Raw genomic sequence first — 23,298 nt, forward strand, 5'->3', positions numbered from 1 at the left:
TAAGTAAAAATATAGGTAATTCCCTAGTCGTAGTATAGCAGGATTGATGATAGTCTTTACATTAGGGAAAAGGCTTACTTTCAAAGTCTAAGTGGAAGGGCCCAATTTAGTAAGGGAGGTAAGACAACGATGAAGTCGCGGTTCTTTAATAAGGTTGAGAAATTTAATGGAACCTTTACGCAACTCGAGGAAAATAACCGACGTTGGGAAAAGCTTTATCGGCAACGCTGGGCACATGATAAGGTCGTGCGGACAACCCACGGGGTTAACTGTACGGGGTCATGTTCCTGGAACGTCTACGTTAAACAAGGAATTATCACCTGGGAGCACCAGGCAACTGATTATCCGGAGTGTGGCGCCAATATGCCGGGGTATGAACCACGGGGATGCCCGCGGGGTGCTAGTTTCTCCTGGTATGAGTACAGCCCGGTGCGGATTAAGTACCCGTATATCCGGGGACGACTGTGGAAATTATGGACGGCGGCCAAAAAGGAACACGATAACCCCTTGGCTGCCTGGGCCAGCATCGTTGAAGACCCAGCGAAAGCTAAGGAATACAAGTCGGTTCGTGGTCACGGCGGCCTAATTCGGGTTCACCGAAACGAGGCCTTAGAACTGATTTCCGCTGCCTGCCTGTACACGATTAAGAAGTACGGACCCGACCGGATCGGCGGCTTCACGCCAATTCCAGCAATGTCGATGATGAGCTTTAGTGCCGGAGCCCGCTTTATTGCCCTCCTTGGTGGGGAGCAGATGAGCTTCTATGACTGGTATGCCGACCTGCCACCGGCTTCACCGCAGGTTTGGGGTGAGCAGACGGACGTACCGGAGTCAGCAGAGTGGTACAACAGCTCCTACATCATTATGTGGGGGTCCAACGTCCCGCTAACCCGGACACCGGATGCGCATTTTATGACGGAAGCCCGGTATAAGGGGGCTAAGGTAGTTGCCGTTAGCCCAGACTACGCGGAAAACGTTAAGTTCGCTGATGACTGGCTCGCCCCGCATCCGGGAAGCGACTCGGCCGTTGCCCAGGCGATGACCTATGTGATCTTAGACGAGTTTTACCAAAAGCACCCGGTGGACCACTTCATCAAGTATTCCAAGCAATTTACTGACCTGCCGTTCCTGGTTGAATTAGGGCCGAGTGCCGCCAATAGCAACCACTTCACCGCGGGCCGCTTTGTCCGGATCAGCGACCTGGTACATGACGATACGGTGGTGAACCCCGAATGGAAGACGGTGGTTTACGATACCCGTCAGCAAAAGATTGTTGTGCCTAACGGGACCATGGGGCAGGAATATGACGCTAAGGAAAAGTGGAACCTGGAATTGAAGGATCAGGAGGGAAACGAAATTGACCCGGCCCTGTCCGTTAACGACCAGGATGCTACGACTACCCAGGCGGTAATTGACTTCCCCGCCTTTAGTAACGAGGGTAATGCCGTGGTTATCCGGCACATTCCGGTGCGCAAACTAACCTATGCGGACGGCAGTGAACACGACGTTACGACCGTTTATGATTTGATGATGGCCCAAATGGGGATTAACCGGACCGGCGATGATGAATTGGCTGCCAAGGATGCTCATGACGCCACCAGCTTCTTTACCCCTGCCTGGCAAGAAAAACGCTCCGGAGTCAAGGCTGACCAGGTAATCCAGATTGCCCGTGAATTTGCCCAAAACGCTGCCGACCATGATGGCGCCAGCATGGTCATCATGGGTGGCGGGGTCAACCACTGGTTTAACGCTGACATGAACTACCGGACGATTATCAACATGCTGATGCTCTGCGGCTGTGTTGGTAAGACCGGTGGCGGCTGGGCCCACTATGTTGGTCAGGAAAAACTGCGGCCGCAAGAGGGCTGGGCTAACATCACCTTTGCCAACGACTGGGAAAAGGGCGGTGCCCGGCAGATGCAGGGAACAACCTGGTACTACTTTGCCACTGACCAATGGCGGTACGAGGAAATTGATAACCAGGCCCAAAAGTCCCCGGTATGGAAGAGCAAGCATACTTATCTCCATAATGCCGATTACAACCAGTTGGCAATCCGGCTCGGCTGGCTGCCATCTTACCCGCAATTTAACCGGAACCCGCTGTCCTTTGCCAAGGATTACGGGACCACTGACCTGGCGAAAATTACGCCGAAGTTGGTAGAAGAATTGAAGAAGGGAAGCTTGCATTTCGCAGCTGAGGACCCAGATGCCAACGAGAACCAGCCTAAAGCCTTCTTCTTGTGGCGGTCCAACCTCTTTGCCTCATCCGGTAAGGGAGCTGAATACTTTATGAAGCACCTGCTGGGTGCGGAAAACGGTCTACTGGCGAAGCCAAACTCACGCCGCAAGCCAACTGAAATGGTTTGGCATGACCAGGCCGCTACCGGGAAGCTCGACTTGGTTGTCGATATGGATTTTCGGATGGTATCGACCCCGATGTACTCTGACGTGGTCTTGCCAGCGGCAACCTGGTACGAGAAGAAGGACCTCTCATCGACGGATATGCACCCGTTTATTCACCCATTCAACGATGCCATCAGTCCGATGTGGGAGTCCAAGTCCGACTGGCAGCAGTTTAAGCTGCTGGCCAAGACCTTCTCTGAGATGGCCGCAAAGTACCTGCCGGGAGTGCACTATGATTTGAAGAGTGCTCCGCTCGGTCATGATACTCCAGGAGAGATCGCCCAGCCCCTTGGCAAAATCAGGGACTGGAAGAAGGGGGAGGTTGAACCAATCCCTGGCAAGACGATGCCGTCATTAACGCTGATCCCGCGTGATTACAGCAAGGTTTATGAGAAGTTTATTACCCTGGGACCAAATGTCGTTAATAACTACGGCTACGAAGTTCAGGACCAGTACGACTACTTGAAGGACCTCAACGGGGTGGCGGCAGAAGGTATCGGTGCCGGCTGTCCGCTGCTGGACGAAGACGAGAAGGTTTGCGACGCGATCTTACGGCTGTCGACGGCTTCCAATGGTAAGCTGGCGGACCGGGCCTGGGCAAAGAAAGAAGCCCAGACTGGTGAGCACCTGACCGATATTGGCCGGGGCCACGCGGATGACGTGATGTCGTTTAAGAAGATTACGGCCCAGCCGCAGGAAGCTTACCCGACTCCGATTGGGACCTCGGCTAAGCACGGTGGCGACCGGTATACGCCATTCTCCCTGATGACGGAGCGGAAGGTGCCAACCCGGACTTTGACCGGCCGGGAACAGTTCTACGTTGACCACGAGGTCTTCCGTGAATTCGGCGAAGGTCTAGCAACCTACAAGCCATCACTGCCACCGATTGTATTGGCACCTGAGGATACCGACGTTAAGCCAGTCAAGGATGAAATTACCTTAAAGTACATGACCCCGCACGGGAAGTGGAATATCCACACGATGTACTATGACAATCTTGAGATGCTGACGCTCTTCCGGGGTGGCCCGACCGTATGGATCAGCCCAGAAGATGCCGACCAGCTGAAGGTGAAGGATAACGACTGGTTGGAAGTCTATAACCGAAACGGGGTCGTGACTGCCCGGGCCGTTGTTTCTCACCGGATGCCGAAGGGCTCGATGTACATGTACCATGCCCAGGATAATGAAATCTACGAACCACTCTCTACAATTACTGGTAACCGTGGTGGTTCGCACAACGCGCCAACGCAGATTCACGTAAAACCAACGCACATGGTTGGCGGCTACGGCCAGCTGAGTTATGCTTGGAACTACTATGGTCCGACTGGAAACCAGCGGGACCTCTACGTCAACGTACGAAAGTTAAAGAAGGTGAACTGGAGTGAAGATTAAAGCACAAATTGGGATGGTACTGAACCTTGATAAGTGTATCGGCTGCCATACCTGCTCGGTAACTTGTAAGAATACCTGGACGAACCGGCCCGGGGCTGAGTATATGTGGTTTAATAATGTTGAAACTAAGCCGGGGGTCGGCTTCCCGAAGCGCTGGGAAGATGAAGACCAGTACCACGGGGGCTGGACGCTCAATGCCAAAGGGAAGCTCCAATTGCGGGCTGGAAACAAGCTCAACAAGATCGCCCTGGGAAAGATCTTTTATAACAATGACATGCCCGAGATGGACAACTACTACGAACCATGGACTTACGATTATAAGACCCTTTTTGGCCCTGAACGCAAGCACCAGCCCGTGGCGCGGCCAAAGTCCCAAATTACGGGTGAAAACATGGAACTAACGACGGGCCCAAACTGGGACGACGACCTCGCCGGTTCGACAGAGTATGTTCAGCAGGACCCGAACATGCAAAAGATCGAGGGCGATATCAAGAAGAACTTTGAACAGGCCTTCATGATGTACCTGCCCCGGCTATGTGAACACTGTCTTAACGCCCCCTGTGTGGCTTCTTGTCCGTCTGGCGCGATGTACAAGCGGGATGAAGATGGAATCGTCTTGGTAGACCAAGAACGGTGCCGGGGCTGGCGATTCTGCATGACCGGCTGTCCATACAAGAAGGTCTACTTTAACTGGAAGACCCATAAGGCGGAGAAGTGCACGTTCTGTTACCCGCGGATTGAAGAGGGGCAGCCGACCGTCTGTGCTGAAACCTGTGTTGGCCGGATTCGTTACATCGGTGCCATGCTGTATGATGCCGACCGGGTTGAACAAGCTGCGTCAACCCCGGACGAAAGCAAACTTTATGAAGCCCAGCTGGGCTTATTCCTGGACCCGAACGACCCAGAGGTGGTCAAGCAGGCACTTAAGGACGGAATTTCAGAGGAAATGATTGCGGCAGCCCAGAAGTCGCCGATTTACAAGCTAGCGGTGAAGGAAAAGATTGCCTTTCCGTTGCACCCAGAGTACCGGACGATGCCAATGGTTTGGTACATTCCACCGCTATCACCAGTGATGTCCTACTTTGAAGGACGCAACTCGATCAAGGACCCAGACATGATCTTCCCTGGAATCGACCAGATGCGGATTCCAGTTCAGTACCTGGCAAACCTCCTGACTGGCGGTAACGTGCCGGTGGTCAAGAGTGCCTTGTATAAGTTAGCCATGATGCGGTTGTACATGCGGGCCAAGACCAGCGGTAAGGACTTTGACACTAGTAAGCTGACCCGGGTTGGTTTGACCGCGGCCCGGGCAACGTCCCTTTACCGTCTGCTCGCGATTGCGCGTTACGAGGACCGTTTTGTGATTCCGCGGAGCCAAAAGGCTGAGTTGGAAAACGCTCAGAGTGAGCAGGGCGGCTTGGGTTACAACGAATGTGAAGGCTGTGCCTTAGCACCGCAGCACCGGAGTATGTTCCAGAAGGCCGAAGCTGGCAAGTCTACTAATGAGATCTATGCCGACAGCTTCTACGGGGGGATTTGGCGTGATTGATTTTAAGCGACTAGCGCAATTACGGCCGACATTTGCTATCTTGTCACGGCTGGTTGACTACCCGACAACGGATACCTTTTCAGCAACGACCCGCCAGCAGCTGGCAGCAGACCGGGCGCTGGCGCAAGCAACCCGGAAGCAATTACTCGGGTTGTTTGATCAGTTGGCCGCGCCCACTTATTTGGAGCAACAGACTAACTATGCTCAACTATTCGAAATGAACCGGCGCTACACCTTGTATATGTCGTATTATAAGATGACCGATTCTCGCGAACGGGGAACGGTCTTGGCCAAACTCAAAATGCTCTACGAGATGTTTGGGGTGGCGGAGGCAACTAGTGAGCTGTCCGACTACTTGCCATTGCTATTAGACTTTTTGGCCTGCGGCGACTACCTGGACGATCCGCGCCGGGTAGATCTGCAGCTAGCGTTAAGTGTGATTGAGGACGGTACTTACAACCTCCTCGCCAACGCGGCAGCTGACAGTGATAATCCGTATATTAAATTAATTCAAGTGACGCGGAACATTATTGGTTCCTGCGTGAAAGCAGAGGTGAGAACAGATGCATAATGGTTGGTCAATCTTTTTATGGGTTGTGTACCCGTATGTTATGTTGGCATCCTTTATCATTGGTAACTTTGTCCGTTTTAAGTATTTCCACTGTTCGATTACGGCAAAGTCGAGTGAAATTTTCGAAAAGAAGAAGTTGATGATCGGCAGTATTACCTTCCACGTTGGAATTATTCTGGCCTTCTTTGGCCACTGCCTGGGGATGCTGGTACCGCAGAGCTGGACGGCTTTCTTTGGTATTACTGAGCATATGTACCACCTCTACGGTTCACTAATGATGGGGATCCCAGCCGGACTGCTGGCTTTTATCGGGATTGCCATTCTGACCTACCGGCGGATGACGGTGATGCGGGTTTTTAAGACCAGTGACCTTAATGACATTATCATTGACTGGGCGCTATTGATTACGATCGCGCTGGGTCTGTCTTGTACGATTACTGGTGGCTTTATCGACTATAATTACCGGCTGACGATTGGTCCGTGGGTGCGGAGTCTCTTTACGCTTCACCCGCAATGGCAGTTGATGGCCAACGTCCCGTTGATTTACAAGGTCCACATCCTGTGTGGCTTTGCCATCTTCGGTTACTTCCCGTACACCCGGTTGGTTCACGCGCTGACCCTGCCATGGCAGTATATTTTCCGCCGTTACATTGTTTACCGGCGGCGGGTTAACACTTCTTATTAATTTTTTGGCAATAAAAAGGAAGCGAAACAGAAGTCGTTACCGACTTCGTTTTTCGACGCGCGGCTAGTCTTTAGAGAGTACAAATAGAGGCCTAGAGTTCGGTTTTGCCGAGCTTTAGGCCTCATTTGTGTATCGCGCTATTCGTGTTTTAACTGAGTAAAAGAATTGATGTTCCAGCTCCTTGCTATTTTAAAGCTAGTAATACAACGGCGCAGTAGCTTGCTCACAAGTCAAATAGGATTGATACACGGCGTAGCCATCCTTCCTACAGGTTAGTTGTCCTACGCTCTTTTATACCTATGCCCGTTCACGGGTCTTGGTAAAAGTGACGATGGTGCTGGCGCCGATCACCAGCAGGGCCCCACTAATCAGAGATGGTGTGATTTGAACTGGGAAGAAGAAAGCCGAGTAGATGATTACAATGACCGGCCCAAATGCCCGGACAATGTTAGCCTTACCCGCGGAAATAAAGCGCAGGCTAGTGTAGAAGAGTAAGAGGGACATGAAACCGTTAAAGAAGGCTCCGGCAAAGTTAAAGGCGACGGCCTGGCCGGAGATATTCTTAAAAGAAGTTCCGCAGGCCAGTGCGTAGCCCACCAGCAGCAGTGCAGACGTCAGGTGGTTATAAAACAAGACGTTGCTGGGCTGGGCGTCCTTGACCAGGTGCTTGGCAGTGATGTTGTTGGCGGCATACATCAGCGGGTAAATGAAAGCGCAGATAATTCCCCAGCCATTATCGCTCAGTTGGATTCGGCCGCCGGAAATCAAGAATGAACCGAGAATACAAAGAATAATCGCCAGGTAGTCCCAGCCCTCGATGCGTTCCTTTAAGAAGAGGTAGGAAAGGACAAAGACGTAGACAAGGTACATCCGGGCGATTAAGGTGACTGTAATCGGGCTGAGGAGGGAGAGCGCTATGTATTGGAGGATAATTCCGACGGCGTTGGTACCCCCGAGCAGCCACAGCCACGGATTTTTAAGTGTGGTTAGCGAAACCTGCCGATGGCTCAGCAAGACGACGATGAGAACAAAGCCCGCTGCAAAACAACTGGTAAAGATCCCCCCGATGACCGGACTAAGGCTGGTTAATGAAAATTTATTCAGGACCGGGCTGATGCTGCTAAAGAGTAGTGAGATGAGGTTTAACTCGACGCCCCATAGCTGGCCCTTATTAATGGCTGCTTGCTTCAATGGAGTCACTCCTATCGATTGATTTAATACCCCCCCTATTATTGGCGATTAGCGGGGGGAAAGCAATCGGGGAAAGACCTATAAATGCCAGCACCGTTTCTACGTAACTGCTGTTTAAGTAACTGGGTGGCTCAACACTTACTATAAATTAGTAATAACGTCAAATTTATAAAAAGGGGGCTGCACGCATAGATACCGGTGTTTATCAATCGATAAATATGCAGTAGTAGTTACCCAATTCACAAATTCTTCTGGACAACGGGTAATAGGTTGCTATAATTACGGTGTGTTAGAAGTAAACACTTATCGAACGATATAGGAGGATGACTATGAAGATCGTAATTATTGGTTGTACCCATGCGGGAACCATTACTGCCAGTCAAGTACTCAGCCAGCACCCGGATGCCGAGGTGACCATCTACGAGAAGAACGACAACGTTTCCTTTCTCTCGTGCGGCATTGCAACCTACTTGGGCGGGGTTGCTAAAAACATTGATGATATGTTCTACTCAAGCCCGGAAGCCCTGTCCCAGCTTGGTGCAGCCGTTCACATGCAGCATGAAGTTACCGCGGTGGACCTGCAAAAGAAGACCCTGCAAGTTAAAGACCTGGTCAGCGGTGAAGAAACTGAGGACCACTATGACAAGCTGATGGTAACGACCGGTTCCTGGCCGGTAATTCCGAACCTGCCAGGAATTGACGATCCGAATGTTTACCTCTGCAAAAACTACAACCACGCCCAAAAGCTCTTTGAGGTCGCACAAAATGCACAAAAGGTGGTCGTGATTGGCGGCGGCTACATCGGGGTTGAACTGGTTGAAGCGTACAGCAAACAGGGCAAGCAGGTAACCCTGATCGACGGCAACGACCGCCTGCTCAGCAAGTACTACGATGCCAAGTACACCGACATTGTCACCAAGGACTTTGAAGACCACCAGGTGACGCTGGCCCTTGGCGAACTGGTTGCCGGGTTTGAACCAGCGGACCAGGGAGTCGTGGTTAAGACCGATCGGGGGAGCTACGACGCCGACATTGCCATCCTCTGCATTGGCTTCCGCCCGAATACCAGCCTCTTCAAGGACCAGCTTGAATTCAACGCGGACGGCTCAATCAAGACCAACGCTTATATGCAGACTTCGGACCCGGACGTCTATGGTGCAGGTGATTCGGTCGCGGTTCACTACAACCCGACGAACCAGGAAGCTTACGTTCCGTTGGCGACCAATGCGGTCCGGCAGGGAATCATTGCCGGTACCAACCTCTACGGCAATACCATGACTTACATGGGAACCCAGTCGACCTCGGGCCTGCAGCTGTACGACAACGCGATGTCCTCGACTGGGATGACCCTGGAAAGTGCCAAGGCCGCGGGCTTTGATGCCGATGCTGTGACCTTTGAGGATCACTACCGGCCGGAATTTATGCCGACCAACGCCACGGTGATCGGGACGGTGGTCTGGGACCGGAGCAACAACCAGATTTTGGGTGCCCAATTTATGAGCAAGTTGGACATTTCCATGTACGCGAACGCGGTTTCCGTGATGATTCAAAACCATAACACGATTGACTTCATGGCGATGGTTGATATGTTGTTCCAACCGAACTTCGACCGGCCATTCAACTTCATCAACTTACTGGGCCAGCAAGCTGTTGCCAAGGCGGTCAAGTAGTAAGAAAAAGCCGGTGCTTGGCAGCGTTACGGCATAAGTTAAGAATGACAAGGACACCCTAGGAGGAATCCTAGGGTGTTCTTGTTATTCCAATATTGAATATTCTTGTATTCTTAAATTATATGCCGACTGGGGTCATTTACTGATAAAAATGAATTTATATTATGCTATTGTAATTGATATATGACACCGCTAACATAAAAGTATAATGCTTGTTCAATACTTCTCAATGCTGAAGCTACGACCCAGAGGAGGCAATCGCAATGACTTCAAAATACGAAACGGAAGCGAAAGGCTACACGATGACCACCGTCATGCAGGAAGCGGCCCGGTGCCTATTATGTGAGGATGCACCGTGCTCCCAGGCCTGTCCGGCACACACCAACCCGGCCAAGTTTATCCGCAGTGTCCGTTTCCGCAACGTCAAGGGGGCTGCGGAAACGATTCGGGAAAACAACGCCCTCGGTGCAATCTGTGCCCGGGTCTGCCCAACGGAACGCTACTGTGAAAAAGCTTGTACCCGTGCCAAAATTGACCACCCGATTGACATTGGCGGGATTCAACGCTACGTTACCGACATGGAACGCAAGGAAAAGATGCAGATTCTTCATGCCGGCAAGGATAACGGGATGAATGTTGCCATCATTGGGAGCGGTCCAGCTGGTTTACAGGCAGCCACGACCCTGCGGCAAAAGGGCTACGCGGTCGATATTTACGAAAAGAACGCTAAGGCGGGCGGCTATCTGACTTACGGGATTCCTGAATACCGGCTGCCGGAAGCGATCGTAGACTATGAAGTTCAACGGATTGTTGACCTCGGTGCCAATATCAAATACAACATGACTGTCGGCAAGGACGTTTCGATGGACTACCTCAAGACGCACTACAACGCGGTGATCGTGGCGATCGGTGCTAGCGCCGCCAAGACGATTCCGATGTTTGAACATAATATCTGTACGGAGTCTGCAATTTCCTTCCTGGCCCGCGCCAAGGAAAGCCAGGGCCACCTGGACGATTTGCCAGATAACGTACTGGTCATCGGTGGTGGTGACGTAGCGATGGACGTTGTGACGACCCTCAAGAAGCTGGGTGTCGACCACGTCACCGACATGGTTTACGAGGAATTTAAGGAGTTCAAGGCTTCTAAGAAGGAGTTGGCCGGCGCCCAACAAGAAGGCGTGACAATCGTGGACGGCTACGTGCCGACCGCGGTCCGGGAAAACAAAGTGACCTTCAAGCACCGTGAGATTGACAGTGAGATGACCATTACCGCCGACAAGATTATCCTGGCGGTCGGCCAAAAGGTAGACGCAGACGGCCTGGACATTGACATTCAGCACAATGAAATTCCATTCCGGGAAGCCCGGTTCCACACGAAGGATCCTAAGGTCTTCGCTACGGGGGATATTGTTGACGGTGATAAGACCGTGGTTGTTGCCGTACAAAAGGGGAAAGAAGTTGCCGAAGAAATCGATCGTGTGTTAGGGGGACAAGACAATGATTAAGAAAGACTTGTCAATTGACTTTTTAGGGGTCCACTTTGAAAACCCGTTCTGCTTGTCATCTTCACCAGTTGGCAACTGCTACGAAATGTGTAAGAACGCCTATGACGCTGGCTGGGGCGGGATCGTCTACAAGACCCTTTCTCCTGACCACTTCGTTGTCGATGAAGTTTCGCCGCGTTTTGCCCAGCTCACTAAGGAAGATACGCCCTTTATCGCCTTCAAGAACATGGAACAGCTGGCCGAGCACCCGCTGGCGCAAGACCTGGACGCGATGCGGCGCTTAAAGAAGGAGTACCCAAACAAGGTTCTGATTGCTTCCATCATGGGTGAAACGCCACAGGACTGGACGGACCTGGCAAAGCTGGTTACCGCAGCTGGGGCCGATATGATTGAACTGAACTTCTCCTGCCCACAGATGACCTCCCACACGATGGGGTCTGATGTTGGGACCAACCCTGAATTATGCAAGAGCAACTGTGCGGCGGTCAAGCGGGGGACCGACCTGCCCGTCTTAGCCAAGATGACGCCGAACATTACCACGATGATTCCAGTGGTCAAGGCCTGCCTGGCCGGTGGTGCGGACGGAATTTCCTCCATTAACACCGTCAAGTCGATCACCGACGTTGACCTGGACAACAAGGTGGCCCTGCCAAATATCAACGGTAAGTCCGCCGTCTCTGGACTGTCAGGGAAGTCGGTTAAGCCAATTGCTCTCCGCTTCCTGCAACAGATTCGGTCTGCTGCCGGGCTGGAACAGCTGCCAGTTTCCGGGATTGGGGGCATTGAAACCTGGGAAGATGCCGCTGAGTTTATTCTCCTTGGTGCTTCCACCCTCCAGGTAACCACCGCCATCATGCAGTATGGTTACCGGATCATTGACGATTTGACTAACGGCTTAATGCACTACATGGACGAACAGCACGTTGACCACCTCAAGGACTTGGTCGGAATTGCCAACAAGAATATCGTGCCGACCAACCAGCTGGACCGGGACTACAAGGTCTACCCGAAGATTGACTGGGATAAGTGTATCGGCTGTGGTCGCTGCTTCATCTCCTGTCAGGATGGTGCCCACCAGGCGATGGGGTGGGATGACGACAAGCGGCTTCCAACCTTTGACCAGAGCAAGTGTGTTGGTTGCCAGCTCTGTGCCCTCGTTTGTCCGGTCGGGGCAATTAAGCTCGGTCTGGTAAAGATGAAGCCGGGCCGGGAAGGTAATCCAGAAGACGTGGACGCTTCTTCCTTCCAGTTGCCTAATTATGATGAGACACCGGCTCACAACCATTAGAATTTAAAATAGTAAAGCACCGCAAATCGTGGAAAAGCCACAATTTGCGGTGCTTTGTAACTGTTGGGGATTAATCTTCAAAGACGCTCTGGGTGCTACCGGTTAACGTGATCTTGTCCAGACCGTTGTCGAGTTGGTAGTGGTCAGCGTCGTTCTTGTTTAAGCGGTAGCCAGCCCGTTCAAACGCGGCGGCGAGGTTGGTCATAAACTTTTGCCCCGCGGCAGCTGAATCATAAACCATGTGGTCTAAGTACATTGGCCGGTCGGCGCTCCGCCGGACCAGGGTAATCAAGTAAACGGATTGGCTCGTCTTTTTAATGTTAGAAGTGTTTTGCATTAATGACATTTTCTTCCCCTCCTCATCACCAATTATACTGGTGTTCCCCAAGATTTCAATCAGGGTTGTCCGCTAGGAAAAAAGTTTAAATTAACCCGTTCACTTTCTGAAAAACGACTATAATAGAGAGTGAAAGGAAGCATAATCATGGAAATTAATGAAGATGCCCTTCAGAACTTCCAGAGTTCGAAGTTCAATTTTGTTGATGCTAAAGGCAACGATGTCGATTTGAGCAACTTGGACGACTCCGTCAAGTACACCCTGCGGGATGGCGACGCAATTGTCCAAGACGACATGGCCGCTAAGGACGTTGTTGACACCATCAACGACGAGTACGGGAAGACCCTGAACGTCTAACCGGCCGCTTTAACCAAATTAATTAACCAGCATTCCTAAGCCATTAGCTTAGGGGTGCTTTTTTGGCTTTAAATGATTAGTGGTGGGTGGAATTGAGATAGGTATAAACTCCAATTGTCTACCAAGATGGGGTTATTGCGAACCTGGTTAGGCGAATAAGAGGTATATTTTTTAAACTGATTAGAAAGGTAAGCCTGGTCATTAAAATTGAGGTAGCTCGCAATTTCAGCAATACTCATATTAGTTGATTCTAGTAAAACGATTGCCGCATTAATTTTAACCAGCATCTTAAATTGGGTGAAAGTAACTCCCATTTGTTTCTTGAAAAAAGCAGAAAAGTAGTTAGGCGAAGTGTTTAGTTGACTAGCTAGCTGGTTGACGGATAAGTTACGTTGAGGAGTGGAGGAGATTATTCGAACAGCTCGGACGATTATCGGTGGCTGGCCTGCCGTGACGTTATGATTAATTTGTTGGCTTAGGTCGATCAGGTTGTCTTCAATACACTTAATAACTGCGTGGACACTGGTTTGCTGTTCTAACCTACGGACATAGTAATCATTCAGCCCATATGCTAATTCAAAATTCATTCCGTTCCGGAGAGCAATTCGGATGTTAGTTGAAATAACAATAATGCCAAAGTCAATTAGATTCCGTAAAGTCCCTTTGTCACTTAAAATGCCGATTCTTCCAGAATTATAGAGCAACTTTAAAGCAGTATGGATTCCTGCTGGGTTATTATCCAAGAGAGCGTCATTAACTTGTTTTTCAAAGGCATAATTGACATGAGCCCCGTTTTCATTAAGAGAAACAAACGCTGTTCCTTTAAGACTCAGATTAACATCAGTTGGATGAAAACACCTTGACCTGATTTTGCGAGGGCGAACATAGGCACCGAGTAAGTTAATACATAAGTTGATGATAGTAATTAACTGGTCCTGGGAGAATTGTTTAAAATGGCCGTTACTTAATAGAAAAGGAGTAGCAAGTGCTTTGCTATCGACTGACTTGACTATTAGCGGCCCTAAAAGGTAATAGGTTTCTTTTGATTTAAGAACTACTAGCGTTAGGTTATGCTCCTTTAATTTATAGAGAGTGATTAACCTTCGTGGAACATGATTATGAATAAATAGTAATGGATTAAAAGTACCAGCTAAAAAATTATCCTTATCTTTTTTAATGAGTTGTCCATTATTAAGAATACTATATGCGAAATTAGCTGTTGCGAGATATTGCGTTAAGAGATTCACCCAATCGCCCCTTACATATTTACAATAATTAATACATAACTACAAGAAAATTAATGGCGTGGCTCCTAAAATAATATTCGTAAGCGTTTACAAGTATTATATATCAATTTTGCACGATGATGGGAGCTGTCGTAGATGAAAATTTATGTTGATGCTAACGCAGCGTTCGATGGTAATGGTAGTCAAGAACGGCCGTTTAAGTTAATCAATGAGGCGGCTAAAATTGCTGAGCCGGGAGACGAAGTTTTAGTGTTTCCCGGAACGTATCGTGAAAATGTTAATCCAATTCATGCCGGGAAAAAAGATGCCAGAATTACGTACCGGAGTGTTGAACCGCTTCAAGCAGTTATCACTGGTGCTGAGCAGGTCAATAATTGGAAGAAATATCAAGGCAACGTTTGGGTGACTAGGGTTAATAACAGTATTTTTGGCTCATATAATCCTTACACCACATTTGTAGTTGGAGATTGGTACTTTGGTCCAGTTGACAAACATACCGGAGCGGTTTATATGAACGGCATTCATTTCTATGAAACAACCACTTTGGATGACTGTATTAAAGGTGAAGTCTACACAAGATCTTGGGACCAGGCCAACTCAATCTATAAGTGGTATACAGAGCAGGATACGGCTAAGAATGAAACCATTATTTATGCTAACTTCCAAGGGAAGAATCCTAACGAAGAGCAGGTCGATATTAATGTACGCCAAGAATGCTTCTGGCCACAAGCGACCGGGATTGATTACATCACTGTTGCTGGTTTTACAATTAATAAAGCCGCTACTACTTGGGCACCTCCAGCCGCCTTTCAGGATGGGATGATTGGTCCCCACTGGGCAAAGGGCTGGATTATCGAAGACTGTGATATTAGTCTTAGCCGTTGTGCGGGAATCTCACTAGGAAAATATAAGGATCCTAACAATGACCATTACTTTACCTATAAGCATGTTAAAAGCCCAACTCAAATGGAACGAGAAGCTGTTTGCCGCGGTCAGTATGATGGTTGGCTAAAAGAAAAAATTGGTCACCATATTATCCGGCGATGCAATATCCACGATTGTGAGCAGGATGGAATTGTTGGGCGTCAGGGTGGTGTCTTTAGCGTCATCGAGGATAATCATGTCCACCACATCAACAATATGCAAGAACTAGCAGGAGCAGAAATTGCGGGAATCAAAATGCATGCGGCAATTGACGTCATTTATCGTCGTAACCATATAGATCATTGCACGATGGGCCTTTGGTGTGACTGGGAAGCTCAAGGTACGCGGATTACTCAAAACCTATTTGACCATAACTATGCTCCGGCCGGGACTGCCCACCGCCTAGAAGGAGCAATGGAAAGTCAGGATATTTGGGTTGAGGTTAGCCATGGGCCGACGTTAATTGATAATAACCTGTTATTATCTAAGGATTCCTTGAAGATTCCTACCCAGGGCCTTGGGGTAGTTAATAACTTGATTCTTGGTTCGTTTACCTATGTAGGTACTGGGACAGACTATCCAGGCAAGGGCGTTTCTCGCCAGCGGTATACTCCGTATCACATTCCACACCGGACAGAGGTTGCTGGTTTTTCAACTATTCTTCATGGCGATGACCGTTTCTACAATAATGTTTTTGTACAGAAGTGGGCACCAGAAAAGAATCCTGAGGATAATGAAGAGGTGGGGACGTTTGTTTTTGATGACTACCCAACCTATGACGAATGGTTTGCGCCATTTGAAAAACTTGCCGGTCGTGCTGCTAAGGAAGATGATATGGCAAATCTTCAGCCATACCACATGGGGCATTTGCCAGTTTGGGTAAGCGGCAACGTGTACTTAAACGGTGCGAAGGCGTGGAAGAAAGAAACTAATAATTTAGTTGTTCCTGATAAAAAAGTGACTGTTGAGCTTATTGACCATAACGGTAAGCCAGCACTCCAGACCAACCTTTATGATGTAATTGGCAACTTTAAAAACAATATTATTAATTCCGATGTTTTAGGCAAAGCCTTTGAGCCAGAACAGCGTTTTGAAACACCAGATGGTGATTCAATCCAAATTAGTGAAGACTACTTTGGTAATCATCGGGGCATTTCAACGATTCCAGGCCCATTCGCCACTAGCGACGCGGCGGGGAAAGACTTATGGAACGAAGAGTTTTAATCTTACCGAGCAATATGGCTAGTGAGTGGAAATTGAATGAAAGAATAAGTTTTTAAAGGAGCAATAGAAAATGGACGAAAGTAAGGGGCATTCTACGCCAAACGGTGCAGAAACAACAAAATTTCCTTTTCGATTAGGATTCGGTCTACTTTTTGGTCTTCTTGGCTGGCTGATACCGTACTTAGGGGTTAATTCAACACTCTTACCAGCTAAAATTCAGCAAATTGCACCAGACCAAAAGGTTCAAATTGTGGCATTACTCGCTACCATTGCGATGATTGTTGCTACCATTGCTAATATTATTGAAGGGGCACTATCTGACCGAACTGTTAGCCGATGGGGGAAGCGTAATCCCTGGATTGTACTGGGCTTAATTACGACGTTAATCTGCTTTTATTGGCTGACTAAGGTAACCACAATCAAAGGGATTATCATTAATTGGTCGTTATTTCAAGTGGCGTTGAACATGATGGTAGCACCAATTGTTGCTTTCATTGCTGACAAAGCACCTAAGAAGTATCGAGGATCCATTTCTGCTTTTTACGGAGTGGGGATGAATATTGGGACCCCGGTAGGGACGATGATAGCTTCTCGTTACCTGACCAAAATCAATAGTGGTATCTATGCTTTCATGATCTTTGAAGTTATTTTTACTATTATTGGTTTGCTTCTGGTTGGGGATGGCAGTAATAAAGGAGAAAAAGTTAAGGAACTTCATGGCTCCGAATTGCTGGAGGCATTTATTTTCCCAATCCACGGTGATGTTCGTGATTTTTACCTGGCAGTTTTTGGCAAGTTACTGTTTGTCTCGGCGCAATTTGTTATTACCGGTTACCAGTTATATATCTTTGTGGATTACATGAAGCTCTCGTCAGCATCGGCAGCTCATAACTTATCCGTTATGTCAACGATTCTTCTGATTACAGGCGTTTCCTTTGCGATTATCGGGGGTCCGCTGGCAGACAGGTTCCATAGTTTGAAAGCGTTAGTTGCAGCTTCAACTGTTGTTATGGGAATTGGTGTCGCTTTTCCGGCGTTCGATGCGGCGCCATGGACAATGTTCGCGTATGCGGCACTAAGCGGTGCAGCAATGGGAATGTATAATTCCGTGGATCAGGCCCTCAACGTGTCTGTTCTCCCTAATCCGGATAATGCAGCCAAAGACTTAGGGATTGTAAACCTGGCGAACTCGCTGGGGCAGGTCTTTGGTCCCATTATGGCTTCCGTGATTATCGGCGCGGTCGGCTATAAGATGATGTTCCCAGCCGCTGGTTTAATGTGTTTAGTTGGGGCAGGTTTAATTATGCTGATTAAGAAAGTTCATTAGTTAGAAAAATGATAACTTACAGGCCCAATAATTGATTCTTCTTTTTTGATAGTTTATGGGAAGAATAATTATTGGGCCTTTTTAGTGCCATAGAGCAACCTTGACATTGAAAAAGTAAGTAGTATCATAACCAACGTGAATTAATTCACGAGAGGAGAAAGAGAAATGGATACTACTGAACACGCCTCACAATGGCGGATTTTTTGGAAAACCGTTTGGTACGGGATTATCGCCGGGATGATTTCGGGAATGGTTAAGATTGGTTGGGAAAAGATTTTACCGCCACGGACGCTGGCCCGGGATGCTACGAACCCGCCGCAGCATATGCTGCAACAACTCGGCGCTTCACCGAGCTTCACCCACACCTACGTTTACTACTCCACGGATCAAAAGGTCTTCTGGGTAGCGCTAATTCTTCACTTTAGCTTTTCGATTTTCTTTGCCTGGCTGCTAATTTACCTGGCCCAGTACAATCGGACGAAGTGGGTTGCCATGTGGCACGGGGTCCTGTACGGGATTTTAATCTGGATTATCTGGCACGTCATCTTGATGCCGGCGCTGGGCACTACTCCCGCTCCATGGGACATCCCGTTCGATGAACACTTCTCAGAATTCTTTGGCCACATCGTCTGGTCCTGGTCGATTGTGGCAGTGGCCTACTTTCTGATTGGCACCCAGCACGTTAAGACACTGACCAACAAGTACTTATAGAATTAACCGGCATTTCTAGGTCACTGACTTAGGAATGCTTTTTTATATTCATTGCTAAGCAGAAATCACCCGAGCAACTAAACTGCTGCCTGGGTGTTTCAAGGATTAGAGGCGTTTGTAGTATTTGTAATAAATGTCGCCTTTAACTGGGTAGTCAGGAATGGTTCCAATTAGCTGGTAACCCTGCTTTTCATAGAATTTGGGTGCGCTGGCCTGGGTTGTGTCAACGAAGCTGATGACGCAGCCTTCCTGTTGGACGGTATCTTCAAAAATATGGATGAGCTTTTGACCGATTTTGCTACCCCGGGCATTAGGGTTGACGTAGAGCCCCTCGATAACGGCAGAGAGGTTGACATTATCAATGTGCCCATAGATTTGGCCCATGCTGGTATCGCCGTCTGTGGCGCTAAAGGCGAGCTCTTGAGAGAACTGCTGCGGTAGTTCCGAAATATCTGTGGCACCGTATTGTTTGCTGAAGTAGGCACTGAGTCCTTCAAAAACGTCCTTTCGAGTTCGGTCAAATGCAGTTTGAATAATTTTCATCTAAATCCGCTCCTTTCAAATAAAAAGAGCCCGGCTAGCATTAACTAACCGAGCTCACTCGACATCTTCTTCAACAGTCCCCAGATGGGGGTTCGCCTTACGAGGCACTGTTCTCCGATGAAAAATTATTTACATAGCTATTCTAATAGAAGTGATTGAGTGCTGTCAATAAAATTATTTTTTGCCTTCTTCAAAGACCGCAAACGCCCTGACGGGGAAGCCCGGGGCCTTTTCTGGCTTAGCAACGGAGATGAAGATTACAGCCCCGGTGGCCGGTACCCGGTCTAAATTATTGAGCAGTTCGACCTGGTAGTGCCCGTGAGACAAGACGTAGTATTCGCCGACCAGGCCATTCTGTTGCTCGGTCGCGGTATCCGTATCAAAGGTCTCGTGGCCGTTGGCGGCAGCGTGCCGGGTTTCGTAAATGTACTTGAGGGCGTCGAGTGACCAGCCGGGGTAGTGGTTTTGCCCGTGAGCATCCTTGTTTTCAAACTTTTCTTGGGATGGCCAGCGCTTTCCCCAGTCGGTTCGCAGGGCTACAAACGAGCCGGCCGGGATTTCACCGTGCTTTTTCTCCCAGGCTTGAATGTCCTTAACGGTCAGGCTCCGGTCGGGGTTCTCCGCGACTTCCTGGTGAAGGTCGATGACAACTAGCGGGAGCACCAGGTCCTTGAGCGCTAGATCTTCGACGTAGCGCTCGTCATCTTTGTAAAAGCGGACGGGTGGATCGATATGGGTCCCGTACTGGCCAGGGAATGTGTATTCTTTAACGAAGAAGCCATCCGCGTGGGTGAACAACGTCTTAAATTTGGCCGGCTGGAATTCGGGGAAGCGGGGGCTTTCCGGGCCAAACGAATGGGTTAAGTCCACCCAGGTCTGCTCCTTTAACTTACTAACCAATGTTTGAACTGAACTTGCTTGTACTGACATTTTCAACATTCCTTTCTGTTATTGCCAAACCTCATCGGCGATTTCCTTAACCAGTTTTAACTTGGCCCATTCCTGCTCCTCGGTCAGAATGTTGCCTTCTTCCGTGGAGGCAAAGCCGCACTGCGGACTCAGACAGAGGTTCGTCAACGGGACGTGCTCGGCGGCTTCGTGGAGCCGGTCGATGATCTTTTGCTTATCTTCCAACTCACCAGACTTGGAGGTGATCAGACCGAGTACGATCCGGACGTTAGGACGCTGGTTCCAAATGGTGGCCAGTGGTGAGAAGTCACCTGACCGGTCGTTATCGTATTCGAGGAAGAAGCCATCGTAGTTGAGCTGGGCCAGGTACTTGGCGACGGGGGCGTACCCGCCAGAGAAGAGGAAGGTTGACTTGAAGTTCCCCCGGCAGATGTGGGTGGTGAGGGTGAGGTCGTCTGGCAGGCCTTTGAGGGCGCCATTGATGACGGTCACTGCATCTTCCGCCAGGCTGGTGTACTTGGCGTGCTCTTCCGGCTGGTCCTTGGTCTCATTGAGTTTGCTGATGAGGAAGGCCCAGGTGGTGTCGTCGATTTGCAGGTAGCGGCAACCAAGGTCATAGAAGTGCTGGATCGTTTTCCGGTAGGCCGTGGCGAGGTCGGTTAGGTAGTCGGTCCGCTGGTCATAGAATTGGGGCCAGTTGTCGGAACGGTTATCACGGAAGAGCAGGGTCGGTGAAGGAATCGTCTGCTTGGCGATAACGTCGTCGCCGGCTTGCTCCTGGGTGTACTTAAAGGCAGCAAAGAAGGGGTGGTCAGGATTGTAGGCGACGCGGCCGGAAAGTTCGGCGTTGTCCGTCCGGGTCTTGGCACCGTGGAACTTGTAGCTTTCCCGGTAGTCGTACTTTTTGACGCCCTTTAGGCCCCAAAGGAAGTCGAGGTGCCACCAGCTGCGGCGGAATTCACCATCGGTCACCGCGTGCAAGCCAACTGCCTTTTCCTTTTGGATGAGGTCGGCAATCCACTGGTTCTCAACGGCGGTCAATTCTTCCTGGCTGAGTTGACCGGCTTGAAACTTTGCCCGGGCGTCCTTTAAGGCTTGGGGACGGAGAAAACTGCCAACGATGTCATAGCGAAACGGTGCGGTTAAGGTTGATTGAGTCATAGTTGTTTACCCCTTTCAAGACAGATGGGTTCAAGTCTGGGAACTAAAAAACGTCCCTAGGAAAAGCGTTCTGTTGCTCTTCCTAGGGACGTCACTCCGTTTACGGAAATTAACGTGTTACCACCCTAATTTAACCAGGCTTTCCAGCCTGATCCTCAGTAGGTACACCCGCAACGTTAGCGGGTAAACCCCGGCGGGATAACGGTCGCCACTCGTGGGTCGCTTACGGCTGTCGCTCGCCACCCAATCATTTGCTCCAAGACCATCTTCGTGTTGGTCGTGCCATCGGTTCCCATCATTCCCGACTCGCTGGGGGTCACTCGTCAACATTACTCATCTTTTTCATAGCATTTTCTAATTGAATTGTCATTATCATACTCGAGTCGGCAAAGTTCGTCAAGTAGTAATTGCAAAAAATCACCCACCGCCGGATGACCGGGGCGGGTGAGAAATAGCTAGGCAGCTTGTTTACTTGGCTTGAGGAAGAAGCCAACGATGATGGTCAAAATCGTAACCAAAAACGGGAAGAAGGCCCAGGGGATGAACTTGAGCGGGTTGATCTGCAAGGCACCCGCGATGAAGACCCCAGAAACACTCCACGGCACGATTGCGTTGACGGCCGCCCCGGCATCGTTGAGGATCCGGGTTAGGTACTTCCGCTTCAGCCCGAGCTTGTCAAAGGCGGGTAGGAATGATTGCCCCGGCAAGATGATGGCGAGGTAGTGTTCACCGACCATCAGGTTGACGCCGATACAAGTGATGGTGGTTGCCAGGGTCAGCCGGCCAGCGGTCTTCACGATTCCGGACAGGTGGTCGATGATGGCGTTGATGATGTTGAACTTAATCAGGAGACCACCGAGGGCCAGGGCAAAGACAATCAAGGCCAGCGAGGTCAGCATACTGGAGATCCCACCCTTGGAGAGCAGGGCGTCGATGGTTTTGTTGCCGGTGTGGGAAACGTAGCCCATCATAATCGTCTTGGTGATGGCGGTAATGCTAGTTGACGGGGCGTGAATCCAGCCCAGGGCGGCGGCGAAAAGGGAGCCAAGACCCAGGGAAGGGATGGCCGGTACTTGTAAAATTGCCAGGATAATCAAGAGGACGACTGGGAGGAGGGCCCAGCCGGAAATCCAGAAGCCGTCTACCAGGCCGTTCATCATCTGGTGGACGGCGTTGAGGCTGACCTGCTTGGAGTTCAAACCGAGGACGGTGTAGAGGACGACACAGATTGCCCAGGCTGGAATATCGGTGATCAGCAGGGAACGGATGTGTTCGTAGATACTGATTTGACCGACACTGGCGGCGAGGTTAGTCGTTCCGGACAGTGGGGAGATGTTAGAACCGCAGAAGGCTCCGGAGACGATCACCCCGGCGGTCAGCCCCGGGTTAATCTTTAACGTCGCCCCGATGCCGATGAAGGCAATCCCCATCGTGGAAACCGTGGTGAAAGAGCTTCCGCAGGCCACCCCGACCAGGGTACAGACGATGAAAACCGTCGGCAGGAAGAACTGGACGGAGATGATCTTAAAACCGAAGTACATGATGGTGGGGATGGTTCCTGAGAAAATCCAGGTGGCAATCAGGACCCCGATGGAGAGGAAGATAACCAGCGGGTCGACCCCGGCCCGGAGCCCGCTCCGCATACCCTCCATGACGGTGTCCCACCTGAAGCCGCGCAGCTTACCGTAAACGGCGAGCAGGATGAAGGCGATGAACAGCGGCGCCTGGGGTTCTTGCTGCTTAAAGATAATCAGGTAACCAAGGATACATAAGATTACAATCAGGACCGCGAGACTTTCGCTGAAGCCAAAGCTAGGTTCGGCATCTTGAGATGATTTTTTAAAGATTGGCATTGATTTCACTCCCTATACTTAAACGAAAAACACCAGCTAGACTTTGAGACATTGCTCAACCTAGCTGGTGTTCATTTCACAGGAAATGAATAAACGACTTTCTAAAAAAGCATTCACCCTTGCTAGATTGTAGACACCTAGCAAAGACCTCACTGAATACAGCTCTGCTTAGGCGCGAACGTCCCTGTCCGCACCTAAGTTGGCGCAGACATTACAAGTAAGCATAGCTGTTATAATACTTGACACTGTTATTCAATGAGTTGTGAGTCATGATTATTCGTTCCTTTCCGTTGATGTTGATATTATTAAAACATTCTCATTTTAACTTGTCAATCTTTAATTTTAAATATTTTTTGGGGAGGGGTAAATGTCGGTGCATTAAGGTCTTTAAAATCGCCGAGGAGGCTGGGAATTAACTCAATCTCTTAACTATTTTATAGATTAATAATGC

At 49.6% G+C, this 23,298-nt stretch carries 19 protein-coding genes; 11 read left to right on the forward strand and 8 right to left on the reverse strand.

Annotation, left to right across the window (positions count from 1 at the left end; all coding sequences use genetic code 11):
• Positions 1-129 precede the first annotated feature (129 nt).
• The 4 genes from FC49_RS04870 to narI are packed head-to-tail and all read left to right on the forward strand — an operon-like array spanning position 130 to position 6,600.
• Positions 130-3,795: a nitrate reductase subunit alpha gene (locus FC49_RS04870; RefSeq protein WP_056984417.1), complete on the forward strand. Its 3,666-nt coding sequence runs from the start codon at positions 130-132 to the stop codon at positions 3,793-3,795.
• Complete coding sequence (gene narH / locus FC49_RS04875; RefSeq protein WP_003711383.1) at positions 3,785-5,344, forward strand: nitrate reductase subunit beta; 1,560 nt, start codon at positions 3,785-3,787, stop codon at positions 5,342-5,344. Before FC49_RS04870 ends, narH begins: the two co-directional genes overlap by 11 nt.
• Positions 5,337-5,915: a nitrate reductase molybdenum cofactor assembly chaperone gene (gene narJ, locus FC49_RS04880; RefSeq protein ID WP_056984418.1), complete on the forward strand. Its 579-nt coding sequence runs from the start codon at positions 5,337-5,339 to the stop codon at positions 5,913-5,915. The genes narH and narJ overlap by 8 nt, the downstream gene beginning before the upstream one ends.
• The gene (gene narI, locus FC49_RS04885; RefSeq protein WP_056984419.1) at positions 5,908-6,600 is read left to right on the forward strand and encodes a respiratory nitrate reductase subunit gamma; all 693 of its coding nucleotides are present in this window, start codon (positions 5,908-5,910) and stop codon (positions 6,598-6,600) included. The genes narJ and narI overlap by 8 nt, the downstream gene beginning before the upstream one ends.
• A gap of 297 nt (positions 6,601-6,897) precedes the next feature.
• Here the strand turns inward: narI and FC49_RS04890 are convergent, their stop codons facing one another.
• A complete protein-coding gene (locus FC49_RS04890; protein WP_056984420.1) occupies positions 6,898-7,791 on the reverse strand; it encodes a DMT family transporter in 894 nt (297 codons plus the stop codon).
• A gap of 329 nt (positions 7,792-8,120) precedes the next feature.
• Between FC49_RS04890 and FC49_RS04895 the strand changes: the two genes are divergently transcribed.
• From FC49_RS04895 to preA, 3 genes are all read left to right on the forward strand, one after another.
• Positions 8,121-9,461: an FAD-dependent oxidoreductase gene (locus FC49_RS04895; RefSeq protein ID WP_040458986.1), complete on the forward strand. Its 1,341-nt coding sequence runs from the start codon at positions 8,121-8,123 to the stop codon at positions 9,459-9,461.
• Between the two features lie 263 nt (positions 9,462-9,724).
• A complete protein-coding gene (locus FC49_RS04900; RefSeq protein WP_056984421.1) occupies positions 9,725-10,966 on the forward strand; it encodes an FAD-dependent oxidoreductase in 1,242 nt (413 codons plus the stop codon).
• Positions 10,959-12,254: an NAD-dependent dihydropyrimidine dehydrogenase subunit PreA gene (gene preA, locus FC49_RS04905; RefSeq protein ID WP_056984422.1), complete on the forward strand. Its 1,296-nt coding sequence runs from the start codon at positions 10,959-10,961 to the stop codon at positions 12,252-12,254. Before FC49_RS04900 ends, preA begins: the two co-directional genes overlap by 8 nt.
• Before the next feature lie 70 nt (positions 12,255-12,324).
• On the opposite strand, the gene FC49_RS04910 is transcribed toward preA, so the two are convergent.
• On the reverse strand, positions 12,325-12,600 hold the full coding sequence (locus FC49_RS04910; RefSeq protein ID WP_003715429.1) for a hypothetical protein: 276 nt from the start codon (positions 12,598-12,600) through the stop codon (positions 12,325-12,327).
• Between the two features lie 138 nt (positions 12,601-12,738).
• On the opposite strand from FC49_RS04910, the gene FC49_RS04915 reads away from it, so the two are divergent.
• Positions 12,739-12,948 carry a hypothetical protein gene (locus FC49_RS04915; protein ID WP_003715384.1) on the forward strand — a complete coding sequence of 70 codons (210 nt, stop codon included), beginning with the start codon at positions 12,739-12,741 and terminating at the stop codon, positions 12,946-12,948.
• A 68-nt stretch (positions 12,949-13,016) separates the two neighbouring features.
• On the opposite strand, the gene FC49_RS04920 is transcribed toward FC49_RS04915, so the two are convergent.
• Positions 13,017-14,195 carry a helix-turn-helix domain-containing protein gene (locus FC49_RS04920; protein WP_056984423.1) on the reverse strand — a complete coding sequence of 393 codons (1,179 nt, stop codon included), beginning with the start codon at positions 14,193-14,195 and terminating at the stop codon, positions 13,017-13,019.
• A gap of 135 nt (positions 14,196-14,330) precedes the next feature.
• On the opposite strand from FC49_RS04920, the gene FC49_RS04925 reads away from it, so the two are divergent.
• The 3 genes from FC49_RS04925 (at position 14,331) to FC49_RS04935 (ending at position 18,381) form a co-directional block, all read left to right on the forward strand.
• Entirely contained in the window at positions 14,331-16,343 is a 2,013-nt protein-coding gene (locus FC49_RS04925; RefSeq protein ID WP_056984424.1) for a right-handed parallel beta-helix repeat-containing protein, read from the forward strand.
• Between the two features lie 70 nt (positions 16,344-16,413).
• The gene (locus tag FC49_RS04930) at positions 16,414-17,670 is read left to right on the forward strand and encodes an MFS transporter (RefSeq protein WP_056984425.1); all 1,257 of its coding nucleotides are present in this window, start codon (positions 16,414-16,416) and stop codon (positions 17,668-17,670) included.
• A gap of 165 nt (positions 17,671-17,835) precedes the next feature.
• Positions 17,836-18,381 (forward strand): YagU family protein, encoded by a 546-nt coding sequence (locus FC49_RS04935; protein ID WP_003715397.1) that lies wholly within the window; start codon positions 17,836-17,838, stop codon positions 18,379-18,381.
• Positions 18,382-18,486: 105 nt separating this feature from the next.
• On the opposite strand, the gene FC49_RS04940 is transcribed toward FC49_RS04935, so the two are convergent.
• From FC49_RS04940 to FC49_RS04955, 5 genes are all read right to left on the reverse strand, one after another.
• Positions 18,487-18,924 carry a GNAT family N-acetyltransferase gene (locus tag FC49_RS04940; RefSeq protein WP_056984426.1) on the reverse strand — a complete coding sequence of 146 codons (438 nt, stop codon included), beginning with the start codon at positions 18,922-18,924 and terminating at the stop codon, positions 18,487-18,489.
• Between the two features lie 174 nt (positions 18,925-19,098).
• Positions 19,099-19,854, reverse strand: a complete 756-nt coding sequence (locus FC49_RS04945) for a cyclase family protein (RefSeq protein WP_056984427.1) — start codon at positions 19,852-19,854, stop codon at positions 19,099-19,101.
• 18 nt (positions 19,855-19,872) lie between these two features.
• Complete coding sequence (locus tag FC49_RS04950; protein ID WP_056984428.1) at positions 19,873-20,994, reverse strand: vitamin B12 independent methionine synthase; 1,122 nt, start codon at positions 20,992-20,994, stop codon at positions 19,873-19,875.
• A gap of 176 nt (positions 20,995-21,170) precedes the next feature.
• Positions 21,171-21,314 carry a hypothetical protein gene (locus FC49_RS10155; RefSeq protein WP_156402468.1) on the reverse strand — a complete coding sequence of 48 codons (144 nt, stop codon included), beginning with the start codon at positions 21,312-21,314 and terminating at the stop codon, positions 21,171-21,173.
• 135 nt (positions 21,315-21,449) lie between these two features.
• Positions 21,450-22,847, reverse strand: coding sequence for a Na+/H+ antiporter NhaC family protein (locus FC49_RS04955; RefSeq protein WP_056984429.1), 1,398 nt, complete (start codon positions 22,845-22,847; stop codon positions 21,450-21,452).
• Positions 22,848-23,298: the final 451 nt, after the last annotated feature.

The organism is Limosilactobacillus oris DSM 4864 (assembly GCF_001434465.1).
Taxonomy (GTDB): domain Bacteria; phylum Bacillota; class Bacilli; order Lactobacillales; family Lactobacillaceae; genus Limosilactobacillus; species Limosilactobacillus oris.

Coding starts and splice junctions, on each gene's coding strand:
- FC49_RS04950 (WP_056984428.1), bottom strand. CDS start 20,994: ATGACTCAATCAACCTTAACCGCACCGTTTCGCTATGACATCGTTGGC.
- FC49_RS04955 (WP_056984429.1), bottom strand. CDS start 22,847: ATGCCAATCTTTAAAAAATCATCTCAAGATGCCGAACCTAGCTTTGGC.
- FC49_RS04900 (WP_056984421.1), top strand. CDS start 9,725: ATGACTTCAAAATACGAAACGGAAGCGAAAGGCTACACGATGACCACC.
- FC49_RS04945 (WP_056984427.1), bottom strand. CDS start 19,854: ATGTCAGTACAAGCAAGTTCAGTTCAAACATTGGTTAGTAAGTTAAAG.
- FC49_RS04910 (WP_003715429.1), bottom strand. CDS start 12,600: ATGTCATTAATGCAAAACACTTCTAACATTAAAAAGACGAGCCAATCC.
- FC49_RS04915 (WP_003715384.1), top strand. CDS start 12,739: ATGGAAATTAATGAAGATGCCCTTCAGAACTTCCAGAGTTCGAAGTTC.
- FC49_RS04930 (WP_056984425.1), top strand. CDS start 16,414: ATGGACGAAAGTAAGGGGCATTCTACGCCAAACGGTGCAGAAACAACA.
- FC49_RS04895 (WP_040458986.1), top strand. CDS start 8,121: ATGAAGATCGTAATTATTGGTTGTACCCATGCGGGAACCATTACTGCC.
- FC49_RS04925 (WP_056984424.1), top strand. CDS start 14,331: ATGAAAATTTATGTTGATGCTAACGCAGCGTTCGATGGTAATGGTAGT.
- FC49_RS04940 (WP_056984426.1), bottom strand. CDS start 18,924: ATGAAAATTATTCAAACTGCATTTGACCGAACTCGAAAGGACGTTTTT.
- narI (WP_056984419.1), top strand. CDS start 5,908: ATGCATAATGGTTGGTCAATCTTTTTATGGGTTGTGTACCCGTATGTT.
- preA (WP_056984422.1), top strand. CDS start 10,959: ATGATTAAGAAAGACTTGTCAATTGACTTTTTAGGGGTCCACTTTGAA.
- FC49_RS04870 (WP_056984417.1), top strand. CDS start 130: ATGAAGTCGCGGTTCTTTAATAAGGTTGAGAAATTTAATGGAACCTTT.
- FC49_RS04935 (WP_003715397.1), top strand. CDS start 17,836: ATGGATACTACTGAACACGCCTCACAATGGCGGATTTTTTGGAAAACC.